General features: G+C 32.8%; 17 protein-coding genes. 10 read left to right on the top strand and 7 right to left on the bottom strand.

Annotated features, from left to right (window positions below):
* Positions 1 to 60: 60 nt before the first annotated feature.
* A complete protein-coding gene (locus ABDW32_RS16045; RefSeq protein WP_343564149.1) occupies positions 61 to 273 on the bottom strand; it encodes a class I lanthipeptide in 213 nt (70 codons plus the stop codon).
* Positions 274 to 440: 167 nt separating this feature from the next.
* On the opposite strand from ABDW32_RS16045, the gene ABDW32_RS16050 reads away from it, so the two are divergent.
* From ABDW32_RS16050 to ABDW32_RS16090, 9 genes are all read left to right on the top strand, one after another.
* A complete protein-coding gene (locus tag ABDW32_RS16050; RefSeq protein WP_343564151.1) occupies positions 441 to 3533 on the top strand; it encodes a lantibiotic dehydratase in 3093 nt (1030 codons plus the stop codon).
* A gap of 251 nt (positions 3534 to 3784) precedes the next feature.
* A complete protein-coding gene (locus tag ABDW32_RS16055) occupies positions 3785 to 4429 on the top strand; it encodes a response regulator transcription factor (RefSeq protein ID WP_343564153.1) in 645 nt (214 codons plus the stop codon).
* 107 nt (positions 4430 to 4536) lie between these two features.
* Positions 4537 to 5730, top strand: coding sequence for a lanthionine synthetase LanC family protein (locus tag ABDW32_RS16060; protein WP_343564155.1), 1194 nt, complete (start codon positions 4537 to 4539; stop codon positions 5728 to 5730).
* Positions 5706 to 8093, top strand: a complete 2388-nt coding sequence (locus ABDW32_RS16065) for a TonB-dependent receptor family protein (protein ID WP_343564157.1) — start codon at positions 5706 to 5708, stop codon at positions 8091 to 8093. Before ABDW32_RS16060 ends, ABDW32_RS16065 begins: the two co-directional genes overlap by 25 nt.
* A gap of 12 nt (positions 8094 to 8105) precedes the next feature.
* Positions 8106 to 8999 carry an LLM class flavin-dependent oxidoreductase gene (locus ABDW32_RS16070; protein WP_343564159.1) on the top strand — a complete coding sequence of 298 codons (894 nt, stop codon included), beginning with the start codon at positions 8106 to 8108 and terminating at the stop codon, positions 8997 to 8999.
* Positions 8996 to 11209: a peptidase domain-containing ABC transporter gene (locus ABDW32_RS16075; protein ID WP_343564161.1), complete on the top strand. Its 2214-nt coding sequence runs from the start codon at positions 8996 to 8998 to the stop codon at positions 11207 to 11209. Before ABDW32_RS16070 ends, ABDW32_RS16075 begins: the two co-directional genes overlap by 4 nt.
* Positions 11200 to 11841, top strand: coding sequence for a hypothetical protein (locus ABDW32_RS16080; protein WP_343564163.1), 642 nt, complete (start codon positions 11200 to 11202; stop codon positions 11839 to 11841). Before ABDW32_RS16075 ends, ABDW32_RS16080 begins: the two co-directional genes overlap by 10 nt.
* On the top strand, positions 11838 to 12635 hold the full coding sequence (locus ABDW32_RS16085) for a hypothetical protein (RefSeq protein WP_343564165.1): 798 nt from the start codon (positions 11838 to 11840) through the stop codon (positions 12633 to 12635). Before ABDW32_RS16080 ends, ABDW32_RS16085 begins: the two co-directional genes overlap by 4 nt.
* A 1-nt stretch (position 12636) precedes the next feature.
* Positions 12637 to 14916, top strand: coding sequence for a hypothetical protein (locus ABDW32_RS16090; RefSeq protein WP_343564167.1), 2280 nt, complete (start codon positions 12637 to 12639; stop codon positions 14914 to 14916).
* A gap of 73 nt (positions 14917 to 14989) precedes the next feature.
* Here ABDW32_RS16090 and ABDW32_RS16095 read toward each other — a convergent pair whose 3' ends face one another.
* The 3 genes from ABDW32_RS16095 to ABDW32_RS16105 form a co-directional block, all read right to left on the bottom strand.
* On the bottom strand, positions 14990 to 16066 hold the full coding sequence (locus tag ABDW32_RS16095) for a S41 family peptidase (protein WP_343564168.1): 1077 nt from the start codon (positions 16064 to 16066) through the stop codon (positions 14990 to 14992).
* A gap of 186 nt (positions 16067 to 16252) precedes the next feature.
* Positions 16253 to 16822 carry a hypothetical protein gene (locus ABDW32_RS16100; RefSeq protein ID WP_343564170.1) on the bottom strand — a complete coding sequence of 190 codons (570 nt, stop codon included), beginning with the start codon at positions 16820 to 16822 and terminating at the stop codon, positions 16253 to 16255.
* Between the two features lie 780 nt (positions 16823 to 17602).
* Complete coding sequence (locus ABDW32_RS16105; protein WP_343564172.1) at positions 17603 to 18049, bottom strand: nuclear transport factor 2 family protein; 447 nt, start codon at positions 18047 to 18049, stop codon at positions 17603 to 17605.
* Between the two features lie 170 nt (positions 18050 to 18219).
* Here ABDW32_RS16105 and ABDW32_RS16110 point away from each other — a divergent pair, with 170 nt between their 5' ends.
* The gene (locus ABDW32_RS16110) at positions 18220 to 18657 is read left to right on the top strand and encodes a hypothetical protein (protein ID WP_343564174.1); all 438 of its coding nucleotides are present in this window, start codon (positions 18220 to 18222) and stop codon (positions 18655 to 18657) included.
* 466 nt (positions 18658 to 19123) lie between these two features.
* On the opposite strand, the gene ABDW32_RS16115 is transcribed toward ABDW32_RS16110, so the two are convergent.
* The 3 genes from ABDW32_RS16115 to ABDW32_RS16125 all read right to left on the bottom strand — a co-directional run bounded on the left by ABDW32_RS16115 (position 19124) and on the right by ABDW32_RS16125 (position 21758).
* Positions 19124 to 19489 (bottom strand): hypothetical protein, encoded by a 366-nt coding sequence (locus tag ABDW32_RS16115; protein WP_343564176.1) that lies wholly within the window; start codon positions 19487 to 19489, stop codon positions 19124 to 19126.
* Positions 19486 to 21096, bottom strand: coding sequence for a right-handed parallel beta-helix repeat-containing protein (locus tag ABDW32_RS16120; RefSeq protein ID WP_343564177.1), 1611 nt, complete (start codon positions 21094 to 21096; stop codon positions 19486 to 19488). The genes ABDW32_RS16115 and ABDW32_RS16120 overlap by 4 nt, the downstream gene beginning before the upstream one ends.
* A gap of 215 nt (positions 21097 to 21311) precedes the next feature.
* Entirely contained in the window at positions 21312 to 21758 is a 447-nt protein-coding gene (locus ABDW32_RS16125; protein ID WP_343564179.1) for a nuclear transport factor 2 family protein, read from the bottom strand.
* Between the last annotated feature and the right edge of the window lie 61 nt (positions 21759 to 21819).

Genomic DNA, 21819 nt, shown 5'->3' on the forward strand with positions numbered 1-21819 from the left:
AGATGTAAAGCTTTGTAATTTCCAAGCTTTTACATCTGTTTATCTAAAATTTAGATTTTACTACGTACAAGATGCCGCAGCTAATGCAGCGGTAGCATCCTCTTCTGTTTTTTTCGTAGTTGTGTTAACGTTAGTACAATTGTTATTGCAGTTAGCAACACTACAAATACAGCTACTAGTCCAACCTTCGGCACCACCTTGGATGTTTTCCAAACTCTCATTTGAGAGCCTAGCAATTGCTCTCTTGTCAAGATTCAATTTTCTCTTTTTCATGATTTTTAAATTTATAATCAATAATTCCGATTTAGAATACAACAAATTTAACCTGAAAAAAGTATATAACTATCGTTTTATATAACCATTTATTATTAAAAATATAGTCTTTTTTAACCATAGAAATAATACAAGTTATATTTATCTTGAAAAATAAAACTTAATGTATGAATTATCGATTCTCGGACTCATTTATAGTGCGTCAGCCGATGCTATATCGGAAAAAAAAATTCTCTCAAGATGATGTGTATAAATTATTTAATTCCTCCGCAATCATTAAAGAGGCTATTTATTTAGCTTCGCCGGAATTGTTCCGCCAACTGGAAAAAGTGTATAGCACGAATACTCTTTTAGATGATAAATTATTCAACTCTCTTCTGAAATATCTTAACAGAATGAGCTGGAGGAGCACACCTTTCGGATTATTTGCAACATGTGGCTCGGGTAAATGGGGAGAATCAACAATGTTTAAATACTGCGATTCAATTCAGAGAAAATCACGATTAGATATGCTTTATCTTTCTGATCTTTATATACACATCATAGGAAATAAAAATGTTAGAAAAGCTTCAAACTTCCTTATAAACACTTCGCTCTATAAACTAGGCAAAAATTATAGGTATATTGAATATTCTTCGAAAGATGGCAATAGAAGATACCAAATAACACAGGTTTCAGCATCTGAAGAGTTAGAAAAAATTCTAGCGTTAGCAAAAGTTGGAGTTTCGTATAGCGACCTGGTATCCGAGCTAGTTTCAATGGGATATGATCAGGATGAAAGCGAAGATTTTATGGATGATTGTATCGTATCGCAACTGCTTGTTACAGATTTCGAACCAGGTGTTACATGTAAAGATAATTTTTCAAAAATTCTGAATGCTTTATCTGAAGTAGACGACACTCACATCCAAGAATTAGTTGTCCAACTCAAAGAAGCTAAGGTCATGTTGGGTCGTTTAGATGAAAAAATAAATTTAGAGGAAGAGTACCAAACTCTAATAGATAAGCTAAACGTATCCGGCGCATTTCCAACGAATGAAAAATTTGCAATTCAGGTAGATTCATATAAATTAACAAATGAATTTGTCTTAAATAAATACTATCAAGATAACATATCAAAAGCAATAGAAGTTTTATCTCTATTGGCTGAAGAGAACCAAAATGCTGATCTCAACAGATTTAAAATTGAATTTTATAACCGTTATGGCGATCAATTTGTCCCGCTAGTAGAAGTATTGGATACAGAGTTCGGATTAGGTTATCCCACAAAAAACGAAATCGGTTTTTCGGATTTATTGGATAATATCCCAATTAAAAGTTACTCAAAGAATGATTTCAAAAACAAAATAGAAATCAATAAAAGAACAAGAGTATTCTATGATTTACTTAAGGAAGCAAAAGACAAAAATTCACAAACAATATCAATCACAAAAGAGGAGCTTGAAAAACGTGAAATTACGTCAGATCCAAATGACGAACCATTAAGTATGTCTGTATTGGCTAAAATATTAAAAAATAACAAGATATCTATTGAAGGTGTTTCGGGGACAAGTGCCGTCAATATTTTATCGCGATTTGGTAGTGGATCAAAGGAAATTAGAAATCTAGTAAGAGAAATTGTAAAGGGAGAAGAAGGTCTTACTGATCATCTTATATTATCAGAAATCCTACATTTACCTGAAGGTCGAGTAGGTAATATCATTTTGCATCCTAAATATAGAAATAGCGCCATAAACTTTCTTTCAGGAATAAGTGACGAAGAGGATATTATTCCGATTACGGATTTAGAAATCGGAGTCAGAAAGAACCTCGTAGTATTAAAATCTAGATCGAAAAACAAAGTTGTTATTCCTAGGCTTAGCAATTCCCATAATTATCCCATGCATTCTCTGCCTATATATCACTTTTTGGGCGATCTTCAAGCGCAAATAAATAAAAAAACTATTTCTTTTAAATGGCCAGATTTTGGCTTTATACCAGATTTTTTTCCGCAAGTTGTAGTCGATAAGGTCGTCATTTCCCCTTCAATCTGGAATATCCCTTTGACGATCCTAACAGATCTCCACCAAGAAAAGATCACTTTTGAAGATTTCGCAAAGGAATATAAAATAGTTCGTTATGTTATTTTCGCCTCAGGAGATAATTCACTGTTCATTGATTTAAAAGACTTATCGGCATTGAAAATGCTTATTGATGAGAATAGAAAAAATGAAAGAGTGTTTCTAAGCGAATATTTAGAAGAAGCCCCGCTAATTAGCGATAAAGAACATAATCCCTATTCTCACCAATTTATATTCCCTCTCATACGCCTCAAACCTAATAACGAGATAAATATTTTAAAGGACATCAATTCAACCTTATCCCAACACCGGGAAACTACGGTGAAACGTAAGTTTTTACCTGGCGATGAATGGATTTACTTTAAAATCTACGGTGGTAAAAACGCTGTAGAATATATTTTAGCAAATGAATTACAATATTTAATAGATGAACTCAATAATGAGAACTTAATAAATGAATGGTTTTTTATCCGATTTGAAGATACCGGATACCATTTTAGACTCCGTCTGCATCTCAAAAATTCGAAGGATACAGGAACCGTATTAAGAATCGTACATAGCTACCTCAATTTATGGATTGAGAATAAACTTATTTACAATATAATCTTAGATGGTTACGACCGCGAGACTGAACGGTATTTAGATTATGCAATCATAGATTGCGAACAGATATTCTGGCATGACAGTAAAAGTATTGTCAGGTACTTATCGTTTGTAGGAAAGGAAGATGATGACAAATTAAGATGGTTATTTGCCATTAAGTCTATTGATGCACTATTAAATGACTTTGGAATGAAACTAAAAGAAAAGATAGACTTTATATCGAATGTCTCACATAGTTTCAAACAAGAATTTAACGTAAACAAATTAATATTAAAAAAAATCAACAAAAAATTCAATTTAACAAAAAAAGAAATAGACCACTTTATAAAATTTGATATCTATTCAGAAACTTTGTTGAATGAGAGATCCAAGGATTGTGAAGTATCGATAAATAAAATTCTCAGAATGTACGAAAATGAATTTCCAAAAAAACCGTTAAACTGGCTCATCGCTGACTTTACTCACATGCTGTTAAATCGATTGTACAAATTTAATCCACGGTATCATGAAATGGTTACCTATGAAATGCTTCTAAACTATTATTTATTCGTCAAGAATACAAAAAACATAACACGCACAAATCTTGTGAAACAATAAAAACTATAAAACCAAAATATAAAAACAATAACAAAAAAAAGAACATACAATTAACGCAAACGATTGTTTAAAAATTTTAATAAAATATATTTACATAATTCATTGTATTTATTTATATTCAAATTAGTAATCATTTAACAAACCAAAAAAAGGCCAATATCTATATAATATAACAGATATTAGTATCAATAATAGACACCATCTATAATAATGTAATAACCATTTTTATCAAAAGTTATAACCAGTTTAAAATGAAAGATACTATTTGTGTTGCTGCTGACTCGCTATTTATTGGTGAGGCAATTTGTAGTCAGATTGAAGAGAAAAATAGAAATGATGTTAATCTGTTCTTCTACGAAAAGGAATTATTAGAATATATAAATAATAATAAAGATGTATTAATCATCATTTTCCCTAGATTAAAAGATGTCTCGACATTTACGCTGCTGAATAAAATTAAAGATCAATCAGGTCAAGTTAAAATCGTTTTAATTGATAACGATATAGATAGATTGAAATATTTACTGTACAAATTTAGCAAATTATGCAAAGGAGCACTATTTTATGATATTGGAAAAGGAGAGCTATTACATTGTCTTTCAGAAGTTTTAAATTCCCGGGAATATATTTCCGCACAAATTCAAAGATCCAAATCAAAAAACGAAGAATTCATAGATATTTATGAATATAAGAATTTCACAAAAAGGGAAAAAGAGGTTTTTGAGTTGATAGCAAATGGTTATACGTCACTTCAAATCGCAGATAAATTATTTATTAGCATCGCTACAGTAAATAATCACAAAGCCAATCTCTCCACCAAATTAAACACATCAAGAAGAAGTCTTTATAAAATCGCAGCAGGATTTAAAGAACATTCCTACAAAATAATTAATTAAAAAGTATAATTACACTTCTCATTTTATTAATATCTATCAACGTAAAATTTGACAGAAACCAGCTATTAATTAACAATTACCAATATTTAACACATTTTAATCGCCAAATGGAAAGAATAAAAAAATTCATTGAAGATTTAGATAATCACATTTTAGCCCATAAAGAAAAGCAATATCCTATCAGTCTAATTGGTGGTTCAAGTGGTATAATCTATTATTGTTTTAATTCCGCCAACAAAAAATTAAAAAGAAAAGGTTTTAAGATTCTAGAATCCTTAATTGAGCAAATAACCAATGAACCTATAAACAACACGCCTTATGTAAATGGTATATGCGGTGTAATGTATTTGCTAAATCATCTACGGATAAATGGAGAAATTGAAGATGATATTGATGATTTTTTGTTACCGATAGAAGATCTAATAATTAATAAGGCAATTCCTCAAGACTATAAATTAGATAATAAAGATTTTTTCTATGGGATTTTCGGCTACTTACATTATTTTGTAAGCAAACCGCAATCTATCAAAACAGAACGGATTATAGTATCTATTGTAAATGACCTAATAAGTTCTCTATCAAAAGAAAATAATGGTTTCTTTCTTACAAACAATCATTACAATAAAAACAAAGTAAATATAACTAGTGAAAATGGAAATATATCTGATATAAAAGCTATTAATTTTGGTCTTGCCCATGGAAATTTGGCGTTTGGGTTAATATTAGTAGATATTTTAAATAAATACCCAAACAACAATGAGTTAACAAATATATTACAAGGGATAATAAACCTATATCTAGACAATATCTATTTTGATAACGTTGAAAAAGGATTAACGATCTTTCCAAATCTAAAATTTCAAGGTGGAAGGAACATTTTTAATGCCATCCCTATGTCTTGGTGTTATGGAGACCTCTCTGTGGCCATATTTTTTTATAAGTGTGGTATCCTCCTAAAAAATGCAACATACAAAGAACTTTCAATCAAAATTGCAAATATGCAAATTGAATATGCTTCAAAGCATTTAAGTACACTGGATCCTTATTTTTGCCATGGTTTTACAGGTGCATCATCACAATTCCAGACGTTATATAACCTTACAAAAGTGACAAAGTTTCTAGAGCAATCACTTACACTTCAACAAACTGCTTTTTTTGAGATAAACAAAAAAATTGAAGATTTTGATGGATCATTAACTCAATTTTTTGATAGCAACTTAGATTTATTGAATGGATTTTTAGGTTTTGGACTTCTCTGTAATGGAAGATCAGAAGAATGGAAGCAGATATTTTTAAATTAAACAAAATGTATAAAAAGAAAATCTTCTTACTGTTCATTAAGTGTTACTTTATAATTGGAGCATTATCTGCTCAAACGGTTTCCGGTATAATTTATTCAAAAAAAGATAATTCTCCGGTCGCTTTCGCCACAGTAAGAATAATTGACAACCTTAATAATCTAAAAAACTATTCAATAACTTCAGAAACTGGATTCTTCATTATTAATTCAAAAGCAGCCCCAGGTGACAGTGTGAATATTACAGCTGTTGGATTTAAACCTTATAAATTTTCACTTGATGCTAATGACAAATCCTCAGAAATTAAAATATATTTAGATCCATCTTCTCAGTCTATTTTAAAAGAAGTTGTAGTAGCTAGAGATAAGCCAATTATCGAGTCAAAAATTGGCAAGCTCATTTTCAATGTAGAAAATAGCCCTCAAATCCAGACAAGTTCAGTAATCGAACTTCTGGGAAGGGCGCCAGGGGTATGGGTAGATCCAATGTCCCAGAATATTTCCCTCAATGGCAAGCAAAATGTGTTAATGTTAATTGACAACAGAAGGATCTATCTATCTGGACAGCAAGCTTTTCAATATTTGAACAATATTTCAGCAAGCTCAATTCAGAAAGTTGAATTAATAAATACGCCATCAGCAAAGTATAATGCAGAAGCTGTTATAAATATCCTTACAAAACGTGATAAAAAACTCGGATGGAATGGCTCCTTCTCTACCTCTAGCGGATATCGTAAAGTACCTGACTTAAGTGGAAGCAGCATCGTTAACTATAGAAGTAAGAAATTAGCAGTAACAGCGAGCTTTGGAGTCAATTATGACAAAGGGCCAAGTAAAGGCATTAACATTCAGGAAAACAATAGTTTTTCTCGTCGACAAGACTATTATTCTCTATTAAAGAGCAGTGGTGGCTATGGAAAAATTGGCATCGATTATTATGCAGATTCTATCAATACTTTCGGATTTACCTACACGTATAATCTATCCAATTCCAATAAAAAATTTCACAGTGTTACAGAACTTCAAGATTTTGGAAATTCGACTCTTCAATTGGAAGACAACAACATTTTAAAATCCGATTTTAATAGAAACTTATTGAGCTTTAACTATACCAGACAATATAATCAAAAGAAAAGGATAATGTTAAATGCTGACTATTCATTTCGGAATGTTAATGGAGACAATACCTTTTCGACCGTTAAGAATCAAGCACCTTTTCGCAATCGATTAAACGACTTGACAACTAATTCTTCACTTCTAACAACTGAAATTGATTTCACAAATATGTGGAAAGAAAAATATGAGATAGAAATGGGAACTCGAGTGACCAATGTCAAAACAAAAAACATCAATATATTTAATAACGAAAATGGGGTAGAAAGTAATTTACCTTTAAAGGAAGACGATAGGTTTAATTATCTTGAAAACGTTTTTGCTGGTTATATCAATGTTACTGCTCAATTTAATAAAAAATCGGGGATGCAATTGGGGATGCGGGGAGAGTATACCAGAACTTCAGGTGAGTCTATTAGTTTAAACGAAAAAAATGTAAGCGACTATGTTACTCTACTCCCCAACATTGCATTTAACTTTGTCCCAAACCCAAATCACAATTTCACACTGGCTTATAATAAAGCCATCAATAGGCCCAATTTTAAAAATTTAAACCCTTTCAGATATTACAACGACATATATTCAGCAACAGAAGGTAATCCAATGTTAAAACCCAGTGTCAGTCATAATATTTCTTTTCAATACTTCGCCAAACAGAAGTATGTATTTTCCGCATTTTATGGAATATATTTAGATCAGAACGAAATCTTCCTGAGACAGGATACACTTAACGATGTATTGGTATCTAGAATGGAAAATTACGGTAAATCAAATGCCTTAGGATTACAAGCCCAAATACCCTTTAAATTATTTAAATGGTGGACAAATGCTGTTAAATTTCAAACGGGCTATTTAACAACTAAAAAAGAAGGATTTAGTCGAGAGGGAACATTTATATTTTCAAATTTAACTTCAACCTTTGTACTTCCCAAGCAGTACAACATCGAACTGAATAGTACCTTCAATTACACGCCGGTTCAGGGAATTTATAAACTGGATCCAAGTTATTATTTCAATCTCTCAGCGTCAAAGGCTTTCTTAAATAATAAGCTGGCTGCTAAGATTCATGCGCTGGATTTTTTGAGCACATTCAGATACAGATCTAGAACCACCCAAAATGGACAATATTATGATACAAGAAACAGAGGACGAGGTGCGATGTTTATGTTATCAGCCAATTATAGGTTTGGGAAAACGAGTGTTAAAGGGGCAAATGCCAAAAGTAAATCATTAGGCGAAGAAGCTAATCGTTAGAAAGGAAAGATAATGAAAATAGGAATTTTAGAATTTGGAGACATTGAAGGGAATTCGACTATTGCAAAGTTGGCAGATGGCGTAATTTCTTATGCTAAAAAAGCGGAAAGGCTAGGATTTAATAGATTTTGGCTTTCAGAGCATCATCCTAGGAGCCTCATTTGGTCAAATCCATTGTTGTTTATTGCACTGCTATGTTCACAAACAGATCATATCTTGATGGGACCAGGGGGAATTCTTTCTGCATTCCATTCGCCATATGCTGTATTTGATTACATTCGTCAATTGTCAATACTTTTCCCAGGGCGCATAGACCTAGGGTTTGCAAAAGGAAATCCTGCTTTAAATATTCAGAAACTACTATTAAATCAAGACGTCATTCTAAATGGAAAAGCCGAAGACTTATATGAGAGAAATATAAAAAAGGTGTGCGAACTCATAAGAGAAGAGTCAACAATCGAAAATATCATCCCAATAAAATTTGAAGTACCTGAGACTTGGATATTAACATCTTCTACTAAAAGATTAGAATTAGCTTTAGAGACAGGGTGCAACATATGTCTTTCAACTTTCCATTCTCATTTTGAAAATGAAAGTATTAAGGAGGATATCAAGCTATTTAAGACAAAATTTTATGAAAAACATAGAAAAAAGCCAAAGGTTGCGCTTGCAATTGCTGGAATAGTAAATTCATCTGAAGATCGAGCTTTAACAAGATTCGAAAAAATTACAAATAACAAGCACATAGAATCATCGCCCTTATTTGTTGGTAATAATTCCATGCTTGAATCTGTTTTGAAAAAATGGAATAGTGAGCTTGATATCGACGAATTCCTGTTTAAGGATATGGAATTTGACAATAACAAAAGATTAAAAACATTGTCCCTCATAAGTGAAATTTTATGATCAGTATAAGAGAGTTAAAAAAATTTCCGCATTATAAACAACTGGATTTCATGGATTGTGGTGCAGCCTGCTTAAAGATTATAAGTAAATACCATGGTAAATATTTCAGTATTGATACACTTAGGTCTCTATGCAATATAACTAAATCTGGGACTAGTTTTCGTAAATTATCTATCGCTGCTGAAAAACTTGGTTTTAAAACATATGGAGCAAAAGTAGACATCAAAACTTTAAAAAATGATGTCGAATTACCTTGCATAGCACATTGGAATCAAAACCACTTTATAGTTATTTATAAGATAACTGAAAAAGATGTTTTTGTGTCCGATCCTGCTTCAAGCTTAATAAGATATTCAATCAAAGAGTTTTTAAGAGGATGGTCTGGCCAGGATGGCAATGGGGCTGTCTTAATCTTAGAAACAACTTCAGCTTTTTTTACACAAGAAGAAGAAGACAGTTCCATAACAAATGGGCTGCAATATGTCTTACCATTATTCAAAAAATACACGAAATATATTAAGCATATCTTAATTTCGTTAATAGCCGTAGGAGTAATCCAACTCTCTTTTCCATTTCTAACCCAATATTTGATCGATTATGGTGTTAATTTCAAAAGATTAGATATCATCTATCTTATATTAATAGCCCAACTATTCCTTTTTATAGGAAAAACAAGCATCGACATTATACGCAGCTGGTTTATAGTCCATATTAGCTCTAGGATCAATATTTCAATGATCTCAGTTTTCTTTATTAAGCTTATGAATCTGCCATTATCATTTTTTGACAGAAAAATGAATGGGGACATTTTGCAACGACTCAACGATCACAAAAGAGTTGAACAAATCTTTACTTCTAATAGTGTCAATATTCTTCTCTCTCTCTTTAACCTTCTTTTATTCGGAGCCGTTCTATGTTACTACAATATTTATATTTTTCTCATATTTTTTCTAACCAGTATAGTAAGCTTTATTTGGATCTATTTCTTTATAAAAAGAAGAAAAATTATTGATTATAAAAGATTCACTCTTTCCAGTATTTACCAAAGTAAAACTATTGAGCTTATAAATGGAATGCAAGAAATTAAGCTTAATAATGCTGAAAAGGAAAAAAGATGGGAATGGGAAAAAAATCAAGTTAAATTATTTAAAAACAATATTAAGGGACTAACATTGGACCAAATCCAGGGGATTGGAGCTTCATTTATTAATGAAATTAAAAATATTCTTATTACAATTATTGCTGCGAAACTGGTAATAAAAGGTGAAATAACCGTTGGAATGATGATGTCAATTAGCTATATAATTGGACAATTAAACGGTCCGATTAATCAACTCGTAGGCTTTGTACAATCATTTCAGGATGCGAAAATAAGCTTGGAAAGAATCGCTGAAATACATAATAAAGAAGAAGAAGACCATCCAAGGAAAAAAAATGAAATTGTTAATAACGAAGATATAGAGATTACACTTCAAGATTTATCTTTTTCTTATAACAACTCAATAGAAAATAGCGTCCTGAAAAATATTACTTTAGTAATACCAGCAAATAAAGTCACAGCTATAGTTGGCGCAAGTGGGAGTGGAAAAACTACTCTTTCAAAAATCCTTTTAGGCTTCTATCAGCCTACATATGGGAGTATCTATATAAATAAAACCAAACTTTCCACAATAAAGGATAGTACTTGGCGGGCTCTCTGTGGTACAGTATTGCAAGAGGGCTATATATTCTCAGATACCATCGAGAAAAACATCGTTATTGGTTCGGATATTATTGACCCAAAAAGACTTTTAAATGCCATTAAAATGGCTAATATATCAGACATGATAGAAACACTACCATTAGGCTTAGAAACCAAAATTGGAGCTGAGGGTATGGGATTAAGTTCAGGACAAAAGCAACGTTTGTTAATTGCCAGAGCGATATATAAAGACCCACAGGTGTTATTTTTTGACGAGGCAACAAGTGCTCTAGACAGTAAAAACGAAAAGGAGATTGTCCAGAATTTGGATAAGTTTTTTAATGGCCGAACTGTGGTAATCGTCGCACATAGGCTAAGTACTATTCAGTATGCAGATCAAATTGTCGTGTTAGATGAGGGCGAAATCAAAGAAATCGGATCTCATACGCAATTGGTCGCTAATAAATCTTATTATTATCGTTTAATCCAAAACCAGATGGAATTAGAAGGGAGGGAAACATGCCTTTAACAGACCAAAAAATCGAATTTAAACACTCTGAAGAAGCAGAAGACGTATTGAGTAAAATGCCATCTTGGTTATCAAAATATATTGTCATTGCCTCAATACTGACTATTATCGTTGGTTTATGTTTTTATCTTTTTTTTCAATCCTTGAGCAATAAATCTGAAACAGTTGTTTCGGTAAAATTATATCCTGAAGTGTCAAGGATTAGGACAAATGATGCATGTAAAATCATAAAAATATTAAAAAAAGATACAGATTTTGTTAATGCAGGGGATAGTATAATCCAAGTATTAGATATAAAATCGAATGCAGTCTTTTATCTTTTGGCTCCCATCAAAGGACATCTAGTACTGTCTGAAGACATTCAAGAGGGGGTATTTTTGGACAAAGGTTACAATATTGGAATAATAAATAAAAACTTGGTTAAATATTATATCATTGGGTCATTTAAATCTAATCATAAATTTCAAATTGGGGATACCTTGCAAACGAAGTACTTTGACTCTGAACAAAGAGCTGTTATTACGGGAAATTTACATAATAGAAATCAATTAATGGTAACCAATCCCGAAAAGTATATGAGATACTTTATTTCAAAAGATACTTTACATATTACATTTCATAAAAAGATATGAAACAATTAGAAAATAACAAAGCCAATATTTCCTATCAACTTTCAACTGCATTTGATCTTTGCTACGCAACAGTTAGTGAAGGACTCTGTACATCACAAGGTTCGACGGCATTGTATCTGTTATCATTTGCCGCATGGAAAAATTCGGAAGTTTATTTTGATAGGAGTATGGAGGCAATAACCGATTTGCTGAGCAGTATAAAAAAGCATCAACTTATTCTCTATTGGGAAGGTTTACCAGGGTTGTTAAGAGCCATAAATATATTAGTCAATGAAAATATTATCCATACTTCAATCATCAAAACACTGTTACCACTCGAAGAAGAATTCGTTATGAATATAGCTTTTTTTCATGCAAAAAACTGTAAAATGGATGAGATCCCATATATCGGTAGTTTGTTGTTAGAAATTTATAATCGTAGACGATTAAAAAACATCGTTAGAACTGACGTTTTACTATCATTAGTTCAGCTAATTAACAGACTAGATGACAAGCAATTAGTAAAAAACATAAATAAACAAGCTTTGAGTCTATTTCTAAATCAATGTATTCGAGAAAAAGTTTGCCCCGCTCTAGTTGCAAGGATAAGAAATTGGGAAGTTTCTGATGATAAAGAAATAGAAAATTTATCAACAAACCGTTCCTTATCTATCGATAACATTAGCTCAATACACGCAATGGGGATTGATGGGGACCTCAGTGAACAGGAAACGAAAAATTTAAAAGATTTAATTTTACTAGAACGATTAACTGGGATACATCCTGGACATCAGCGTTATTACCTATTTATTTGATATGATTTATTTATCCGCTCAACCAGATGACACCTATTTTGTGTGGCAATTAGAGATACAAATTGCTAATTTGCTTTCTATCGGAGTTAAAAGTAGTAATATCCATGTTTTGATAGCTACTAAACCCAATATAGGACTCAATCCAGACTTTTTGTCTTTGATAGATGCGAACCAAGCTAACTTCTTTGTTTATGAAGATACGCGCTTATCAAAGAAGTATCTTTCATCAATTCGACCAAATATTTTAGCCCAACATTTTATAAAAAACCCCTGGCTCAAAAACGAAACCATATTCTATATCGATAGTGATGTTTTTTTTAGAGAACAGATAAATACCACAGTATTCGAAACTGACACGTGGTACTTTTCGGACACTACGTCCTATCTAAGCTCAAGCAACATAAGAAAATATAGCAAATCACTTTTTGATAATATCTGCAAAAAAGTAGGTATCGATCCTTCGTTAGTCATCAAAAATGATTTAAACGCTGGGGGCGCGCAATCTATAATCAGAAATGTCGATAGCTTATTTTGGCAGAATGTCGAAAAAGACTGCGAAACAATATACGAATATTTAGAAAATTATAACAAAAGAGTACACAAAAGTGGTCTTGTACAGTCATGGTGTGCAGATATGTGGGCGCTACTATGGAATGCGTTAAAAATAAATAGGAAAATACAAATTCATAAAGAATTGGATTTTTGCTGGCCCAAGGACCATATAAGCTTATGGTATAAAAAGAAAATTTTGCATAACGCAGGTGTCTTCCATGCTGAACGAGAGTCGTTTTTTTGTAAAACGCTATATAAAAAGGAAACACCATACCTAGTTAATTTCTCCAATCTAAAAAAAGGTTATTGTTCTCAAATCGTTCAAAATTTTATCAAAAAAAATGAGCACACACTAAAAAAGCTTAATTTAGAAGATTTCGCACTGATAATCCCTTTTTACTCCATAAATCTAGCGCAAAAAGAGATTTTAGACACATTGATACGCTATTGGCGAAAGAATTTCGACATCCATATAGTTGTGGTCGAAATGGGAGAAATCCAAATATTAAATGCAGAAAAATTTTATGGAAGCGTAGAATATCATTTTTTTAAAGAGTATAAAGATATTGGCATTAAAACTTGTTTGGAAAGAATAGTTCAAAATATTAAAGAACAATATATCATCTTTTCAGATTATAACATTTTTATTAAAATACCCATATTAAAAAAAGCACTTAATGAGGTTGTGAACAGTAGTGACGACAAAGTAATAAGACCATACAATCGCGTTGAGACCATGAGCGATAATGAGGGAAAAATGCTTCAATTAACTTTATCGATAGACGCAGCGCACACCTCTTCCAAATCAATTTCAAGTAATAATCCCTTAAGTGGTTCGGATATCTTTCTAGTAAAAAGATCATCTTACCTAGCAGAATTCGGTGTCGGCGATTTCGTGTATTTTGATAAAGAAGGAATAAATTTAGAATGCGAAATCCGATGGAAGATTTTAAACGCTAATTTCATATATTATAACGAAATAGCTTATAGATATCGTAATTATAGCGATAATTATACCGCAAATAATATTGAAATGGTAAAGAATCAGCTTTTGAGATTATCATCATTCACCAAAGAGGATTTTACGAATAATGCACTTCGGCATCTTAAACGCAATAAAACGGGTAAAAACAGCTTTACACTATCCCCTATTCCCACCTTTGTAATTGATACTTCTTCTTTAAAAAATAAGACCCTCAAACAATTTAATAATAATGATGAATTTATCGTGGAGAGTTTGATTATTTCAAACCCGAAAAATTTATGGGGGAAAATTTTAAAATGTGTAAAACACGCAATTAAGAGGGATTTCAATTTAATTGCCATCTGTAGTTCAGATAATAACTTCACGGAAGTGTATTCAAAAAAAATGGTAGAATGCGTTATTCATGACATGAATTATTTTAATATTGATGTGTTACTTTTAGGTTCTGTTCAAAAATTAGGTGAGTATAACATTCTTTCAAAAAATCTAGTTTCTGCAAATGAAGTAACAGGGACTCCATCACTTATTATCTTAGCAAAAAATATATTCTTGAAGTTATTAGATCATAAATACCTAGATGTTTGCTCTTTAGCATTTAATCTAAGTCAATTAAGCAACAATATGGGAGTATCCTACCCATTTCTATCAGAAAATTTAGATTTGAGTTCTACGAAAAAGACGGACGTTAACGATATTGAGACAATTCTTGAATGGGAAATTAATTCCAAGAAAGTTGACATTTGATATCTAATTTCAATATCAAATGTCAATTTTTAAACATTAGACATAAGACTTCTCAAGAAACAGGCTACAAATACTAAAATCCATCTCTTTTTTCGAGTATTTCGACCGCCTTTTCCAAATAAACTGGCTTGTTTTTATTAATAGCTTCTAGTAGCTGATTGGTGGTCTTAATATTCGACATGTCGAAGGGGATAATAATATCCGGAGTAACTCCCTCGTTGATCTGGTATATTTCCCCATTTCTTTCTTTTAAAAGGCTCACAGTCAATTCGAGAGAGAAATTCTTTCCAATTTCATAATATTGATTGGAAGAAGTGCGTCCAGCTGTCTTTTGCCCTATTATAGTGACATTTTTCTGTCCTTTAAAATGTAGCAGAAAAGCCTCAGCTGCACTAGCGGTATAATAACTAGCTAAAATTACGATAGGAATATTATTATTTTTCAATTTAACAGGCGGGTGTTTTGAGGCACTTAATCCAAGAATATCATAAACTTGTTGAGCTTCTTTTCCTATAGGTTGTAATACAACCGATATCTTCTTTTCCTCACCGTCATTAAAAACTTCTGAATAACTGTAATCAACGTCAATTAAAGATGCAAAATGCCATATCATGGGGTAATTAGCCCCACCACTGTTCTCAGTCAGATCTATAATCCAAGCCTTGGGATTTTTAGCATCCAACTCTTCCAGCTGCTGCCCTATAGTGTCAATATATTTTACCTGCTCAAACTGTACCGGAGGAATATTTATATAAGCGTATTTTTTATCAATTATATACGATTGAAAGTTTTTTGGCGGCAGCCCCGCTTCTGCATCAGAGGTCTCGGCCATCTGATGCAACTGAACCATAAAACTTTCTGTCATACTGGTATCAATCTCATGATATTCGACCGATGAATGCTCATCATGTAGAAGCTCTAAGACACTCTTAAACAATGGGAGCAAATCTTTTACCTCTTTTACTTTTTTGCTCTTCTCCATAAAAATAGGAGTTATAGAATCCCAGTTTACTAATAACCCTGTATAAGAATTAGATTTAACTGTGTCAATAAAAGTAGAAGCTAAACTCATCACTTTATTATCCTGAGCAGAAGTATTAGACGAGATTGACATCAATAATACAATTAAAACCACATAAAATTTCCTCATTATCAAACATACAAATTTCAAAAAGTAAATTTACTATTTTCTTTATACTAACTCAAATAAGGATCATAATAACACACTCAAGGATAAATAATTAAATCAAAAACCACTTAATAGACAAATTAAAATCTCTAAATCATTTTTAATATTTCCGAGCTAAAAAAACAATTTCACTTATATTCCTTTTACTTAACCTTCAATTATTGGAATAATTACATTTTTTCGATCTGCACGATACCAATGGTAAACGTATAGGCCTGTCATTAGGAGAACTTCAAGGTTACGATTTGAACACTCCTCGTGGAAATTGTTGTCTACACGCAAAAATCCATCACAAAATTTTATACTATTCCACGTTTCCTTCTTAACCATCATAACGACTCCACTGATCAGCAAATCATTATTCAAGGCTTCTACGCTTGAACCATTGAGTTCATATAAAGTATGGCCTAGCTGTCTATGGAACTCTATATCATGATTATTGAGTAAATCATTTATTGATTCTCCTCTAAGTGTATATCTATTAAATATTATTTGTTTGGGATTATAAATTCTATTTGTTAAACATGTTATCAAACCAGCATTTGGATGACTTTTTATTACATCACTTATTTGATGATACCAAAAATTGGTCGTGAACATCGCGTCATGGTCAATAAAAACAGCCCAATCATCGTCATTCGGCAGCATATTCATGCATCTATTGTAGGAAGAACCTAGATTTTCTTCTGCATCGTAAGGAAGAAATGTATATATCATAATTTTAGTTATCAATTAATTTCACACTTAAAAATCAATAAAAAATGTAATTTATAAAAATCTAAAGTTGGCGGCTGTAATTACTAATATAAGCGGCTACAAGCAACTCTTTTAATGGAAATGGTAAAGCTATTTTAGGACAGGACAAGCCACTTTATAATTATAATAATGTTAAGATTCCAATTTCTTTTTTCCTCATTTCATTAAATAATGATATTATTAAAATATGTTTTTTTTTTAATCAAAACACACTGTTTTTTAACAAAATTTAGTCATAAGAGATGATAATTAAGAACCTTTTTTACGTTAAATTCATTCTACAATTTTAATTTGAATTTTAGAAATAAATTTTGATGCATTATGAAAAAAATAAAACTAAATTTGAACAAAAAAGCAATAGTAATGCTTACAAAAGGGAGCATGGAGAACATTCAAGGAGGAGGATTGACAGCAACTTGTGTGTGTACTGTAGCTAGTTGCCAGGACTGCACAAACAACCCTAACTGCACATACATTAATACAACGACAAAGAAGGAAGAAGAAGATGCTAGAGGGTCTTTATTTGCAGAATCCTGTCGATAAAATAATTAAGTTTTTCAAAAAAAAGGATATTAAGCCTGAGGATTTGAAGTCGTCATCATTTAAATCAATTTTTCAGTTTGTTATTATATTGCAACTGTCAGATTGAGTGTTAACTACTTTAAACAAACGCCTTAAATAAACATATTATTCACCGCTGGTTTGCCTTTTTATGACTGGCAAACCAGCAGTGATAAGGTCCTATTTATACGAATTGATAGATTTAGATACTTTCCAGTCACCTCCCACACGCTCCAACGTAACTAAGTCAGTCTTGGTGAAGCTCTCAAATTTCAACGTTACTTTAGCCACCATATAGTCTGCTGACTCCTCAATGATATCTGTGCTTACTGCACAGTTCAGACGCTCACCTTTTTGTTTTTTCAGAGATTTAACCACTGCTTCACGGCTATGAGATTGTGCATTGGAAGATTGGATCTTTTGGTTGAAATCAGCAGCGAACAATTGCTCTACACCTGCAGATTCGCCTTCGGTTGTGACCGCAACATAATGCTCAAGGACGAAGTCTGCGGTTGAAAGGTTAACGTTTGCTTTTGCTGATTTGGAACCTGGTCCTTCAGCCGCCATTGCGAAAGTGGATACTGCGATTAAAGCTGCTGCTGCGAATGTTTTTACTAGCGTTTTCATAATGTCTTTATTTTATTGTGTTAGTTATATTGTTCTTATTTGTTGACTCAAAACTACGACACAATATGCCCCTAGCCTATGGGCTTTAGACTAAAAGACAGGAAAACTCGGTGAATGGTGGGAATAGGGAGGTGAAATTTCTATCTTTGTCTTACTATTTATTAATACTAATGGAAAGGCCGTTAACACCAATAGAAAAACCATATAATAAAATCTTAGAAAAGGGGATATTTACTGTCACGTTAGTGGCGATAGTGGGTTCACTCCTATCCAGATGGTTCAAAATTGATTATGGTTGGTTTTCCATCGTATCGATAATTATTTATATCGGCCTAGCGTATTTAATTGGATTGAAGCAAAATCTGAAAACAACCTTGTGGTCTGTTATAAAGCTAGGGCTTTATGATAGTATAGTAGGATTATTCCTTTCATTATGGCTGGAAGCAAATTTCAGCGGATTTGAAAAAGAATTATACCAATATGGCATTATCGGATGGATATTTATCATCATTTTACAGATTGCATTTTCAATTATATTGGGTCTCATCGGTTATGGAATAGCTATGAAAAAAAAGAGCAATAAAAGTACAACTATTGATTTGAATTAATAACACACACTAACGTTCAACATGATCTGAGGAACCGAAACTGATGTATAAATGTTCCATAATTTTGCCCCAATTCATATAAATATGATAAATACGGCAATTGGGTACCAGCAACACTGTTTCAAAAAAAAGGTAAAGAACAAAAATCATTGGAAAAGAGAAAATAACATATTCCAAATATATAACAAAACTATTTCAAACCGACTATTGTTCTTACTATACAAAACGGCTACAAGCTTCCTTTCGAAAGAAAGGTTCAACATAAAAATTGGCGTCGTACAGTGAAAATCCAATTGTCTTTAAAAACATTGGATGACGAAACACAAAAGAGGAAACGATAGGAAACATAAAAATTACTGTACAAATAAACGCTAAGAGAAAGGGTCTTATGAGAATCAGGCCCTTTTGACTTAAAAAAGCCACATCTCATGATGTGGCTCTTGGTGTATTTACTCCTTTTATTTCGTTAATTTATTTTCTTTACAACAGCTTCGTTTACTATTGTTAACGTTCCGTTAGCACCTGTAATCACTGGTGCAGTGGTAACTAAATACAAATCTCGATTATTGTCTATAAGGATATCATTCAACTGCGTTCCAATCGGTGACTGAGTGGAACTAGAAACAATAATATACCCCTTCGTATCTTTAATGAGCATTTGCCGGCGGGCTAGATTACCTACAATAGTATCTTGTTCAATATAGAGAATATTTTTTGTAACAGTACTCTGCTTCGATATATTGTTTTTATCTACATAGATGTGATTATTATATTGGCTGGAGTTATACTCAAACTTCAAAAATAGCATTCCTAAAAATGGTATTGTATTCATATCAACTCCATTATCTCCACATTGGACAAGTACGCCGTATTATTGGCAATCTGGTTATTATATGTACCAAGTCTTAGCAAGATACATTGCCCATAACTAGCTGTGGCAAGATTGACACCTATATTGACAAATGTATTTTCAAATATATTCATGTTTGTTTTACCGGAAATCCCAATATTAACGCCCTTTATGATATTACCTTTGACAAGCATAGCATTGGCATCATTGCCTTTGGAAATAGCTGTATCAGCATTATAGATCTTATTATTCAGAATTTCATTTTCAGTCGAATTGATAAATAAAGCGATACTATTTGGTGCTTGGATTTCATTATTAACCACCCTCAATAGTCGGCATCGTGAGTTGCCACTGACACCCCTATTTAATTTATTGTTAGCAAACGTTATACTTTTAGTTTCTACCGTTTCACCGTCGGCTTCTTCATTGATGATCACATAAGAGTACATAATATTATTCGTAAACATCAGATTGGCACCGCCTCTAATAGAGAGAGCCCGAGCCAAATCACTTGCGAAGGTACAATCTGAAACAATAACTTCAGAGGGACTTAATTCGGTCGTGATACCTGAATATCCTTTGGCAAACGAGCATTTACTCACCTTAACATCTTTAATGTTATTATTTTTCGAATGTATAAATAACCCAGCATTGGTATTACCGCTAAATGTACAGTTTTCAATAATCACTCTCTCTACTGGAATTTCTCCATTTTTGGGTTCTACATCAATGCCCGATTGTGGAGGAATGCCATCGGTATTGAGAAATCTACTATTAAGAACTTTAACATCGATTCCACTTTCAATTGACAATCCTTGCCGCTTGTTACTATCACATACACAATTGTTTATTGTGATATTTTCACAAGAGGTCAGTACTGGGACCGGAAAGCTATTGGGTGCGAGTACCTGAAGATTAAAACCATCTCCCCACATCCATTTTGAATGTGTATTTTCTATTGTAATATTTCGGCTCCCCATAATAGCAATACCGTAGCCCCATTCACCAGTTGTAGAGGTTCTTGTCATAGAATCCCCCTCTAAAAATAAATCGGTTACAATGATATTGTCTTTATTGACAATCCGAATGATATTGTACGCATTGTGATTTGCGGTAATGGCTTTTAATGTTGCTCCATTACCATTTACTACCGAGTTTGACGGAATAGATATCCCTCCCGCATTTGTCAGATGATCAGTCACATACGGCGCTCCGTTCGGGTTGTATGATTTAATTCTATAGGTTTTGCCTTTTCTAAAACTAATCCCTAGTCCTAAGTCAAGTGCGGCTTGAATAGGTAGGGTGTCATCTGTGCTATCATCACCTTTAGCACCGAAATAGGTAACATCTACAGCTTCGCTGAACTGATGGATCAATTTGAGCCCTCCCGTCGCTATAATACTTCCACCATTATCCGCATCATTCGTAGTAGAAAGAAAATAGACAATAGGATTAGGTGTGTCCCCAACCTGATAATAACCCAAAAGCTGTACGCCATTATAAGTACCGTTGGATAATTCCGTGACTTCAGTCGCAGATAGCGCACGCATTTCTGCCATGGTGTTTTTAATAAGAAATTGATTTGCCATAATGTTGTTGTTTTTAAATCTGATACAAACTTAGGCGTCATCAAGAGTCTAAATGAGTGAAACTAGGGTTATGTTGTCGGTAAAGAGTGACTGCCGAAAAGTCTTCGCGGAATTTCAAAAAAGAAAAAGCCACATCTCCCGACGTGGCCTTAAATAAACATATGATTCACTAGTGGTTTGCCTTTTTATGACTGGCAAGCCACCAGTGATAGGTACTATTTATACGAATTGATCGATTTGGAGACTTTCCAATTGTTGCCTTCGCGCTCCAAGGTAACTAGGTCAGTCTTGGTGAAGCTCTCAAATTTCAAGGTCACTTTAGCCACCATATAGTCTGCAGACTCCTCGATGATATCGGTGCTTACTGCACAGTTCAAACGCTCACCTTTTTGTTTTTTCAGAGATTTAACGACTGCTTCACGGCTATGAGATTGTGCATTGGAAGATTGGATCTTTTGGCTGAAATCAGCAGCGAACAATTGCTCCACGCCTGCTGACTCGCCCTCGGTAGTGACCGCAACATAATGCTCAAGAGCGAAGTCTGCTGTGGAAAGATTAATGTTTGCTTTTGCTGATTTGGAACCTTGTCCTTCAGTGGCCATAGCGAATGTGGATACTGCGATTAAGGCTGCTGCTGCGAATGTTTTTACTAGCGTTTTCATAATGTCTTTATTTTATTGTGTTAGTATTCTTGTTCTTATTTGTTGACTCAAAACTACAACA

It is taken from the genome of Sphingobacterium sp. (genome assembly GCF_039596235.1).
Taxonomy (GTDB): domain Bacteria; phylum Bacteroidota; class Bacteroidia; order Sphingobacteriales; family Sphingobacteriaceae; genus Sphingobacterium.

Bases quoted from the DNA above. Each gene is read 5' to 3' on its own strand.
- ABDW32_RS16075 (WP_343564161.1), top strand. From the start codon at position 8,996: ATGATCAGTATAAGAGAGTTAAAAAAATTTCCGCATTATAAACAACTG.
- ABDW32_RS16055 (WP_343564153.1), top strand. From the start codon at position 3,785: ATGAAAGATACTATTTGTGTTGCTGCTGACTCGCTATTTATTGGTGAG.
- ABDW32_RS16060 (WP_343564155.1), top strand. From the start codon at position 4,537: ATGGAAAGAATAAAAAAATTCATTGAAGATTTAGATAATCACATTTTA.
- ABDW32_RS16125 (WP_343564179.1), bottom strand. From the start codon at position 21,758: ATGAAAACGCTAGTAAAAACATTCGCAGCAGCAGCCTTAATCGCAGTA.
- ABDW32_RS16080 (WP_343564163.1), top strand. From the start codon at position 11,200: ATGCCTTTAACAGACCAAAAAATCGAATTTAAACACTCTGAAGAAGCA.
- ABDW32_RS16100 (WP_343564170.1), bottom strand. From the start codon at position 16,822: ATGATATATACATTTCTTCCTTACGATGCAGAAGAAAATCTAGGTTCT.
- ABDW32_RS16085 (WP_343564165.1), top strand. From the start codon at position 11,838: ATGAAACAATTAGAAAATAACAAAGCCAATATTTCCTATCAACTTTCA.
- ABDW32_RS16110 (WP_343564174.1), top strand. From the start codon at position 18,220: ATGGAAAGGCCGTTAACACCAATAGAAAAACCATATAATAAAATCTTA.
- ABDW32_RS16045 (WP_343564149.1), bottom strand. From the start codon at position 273: ATGAAAAAGAGAAAATTGAATCTTGACAAGAGAGCAATTGCTAGGCTC.
- ABDW32_RS16070 (WP_343564159.1), top strand. From the start codon at position 8,106: ATGAAAATAGGAATTTTAGAATTTGGAGACATTGAAGGGAATTCGACT.
- ABDW32_RS16105 (WP_343564172.1), bottom strand. From the start codon at position 18,049: ATGAAAACGCTAGTAAAAACATTCGCAGCAGCAGCTTTAATCGCAGTA.
- ABDW32_RS16120 (WP_343564177.1), bottom strand. From the start codon at position 21,096: ATGGCAAATCAATTTCTTATTAAAAACACCATGGCAGAAATGCGTGCG.
- ABDW32_RS16065 (WP_343564157.1), top strand. From the start codon at position 5,706: ATGGAAGCAGATATTTTTAAATTAAACAAAATGTATAAAAAGAAAATC.
- ABDW32_RS16115 (WP_343564176.1), bottom strand. From the start codon at position 19,489: ATGAATACAATACCATTTTTAGGAATGCTATTTTTGAAGTTTGAGTAT.
- ABDW32_RS16090 (WP_343564167.1), top strand. From the start codon at position 12,637: ATGATTTATTTATCCGCTCAACCAGATGACACCTATTTTGTGTGGCAA.
- ABDW32_RS16050 (WP_343564151.1), top strand. From the start codon at position 441: ATGAATTATCGATTCTCGGACTCATTTATAGTGCGTCAGCCGATGCTA.
- ABDW32_RS16095 (WP_343564168.1), bottom strand. From the start codon at position 16,066: ATGAGGAAATTTTATGTGGTTTTAATTGTATTATTGATGTCAATCTCG.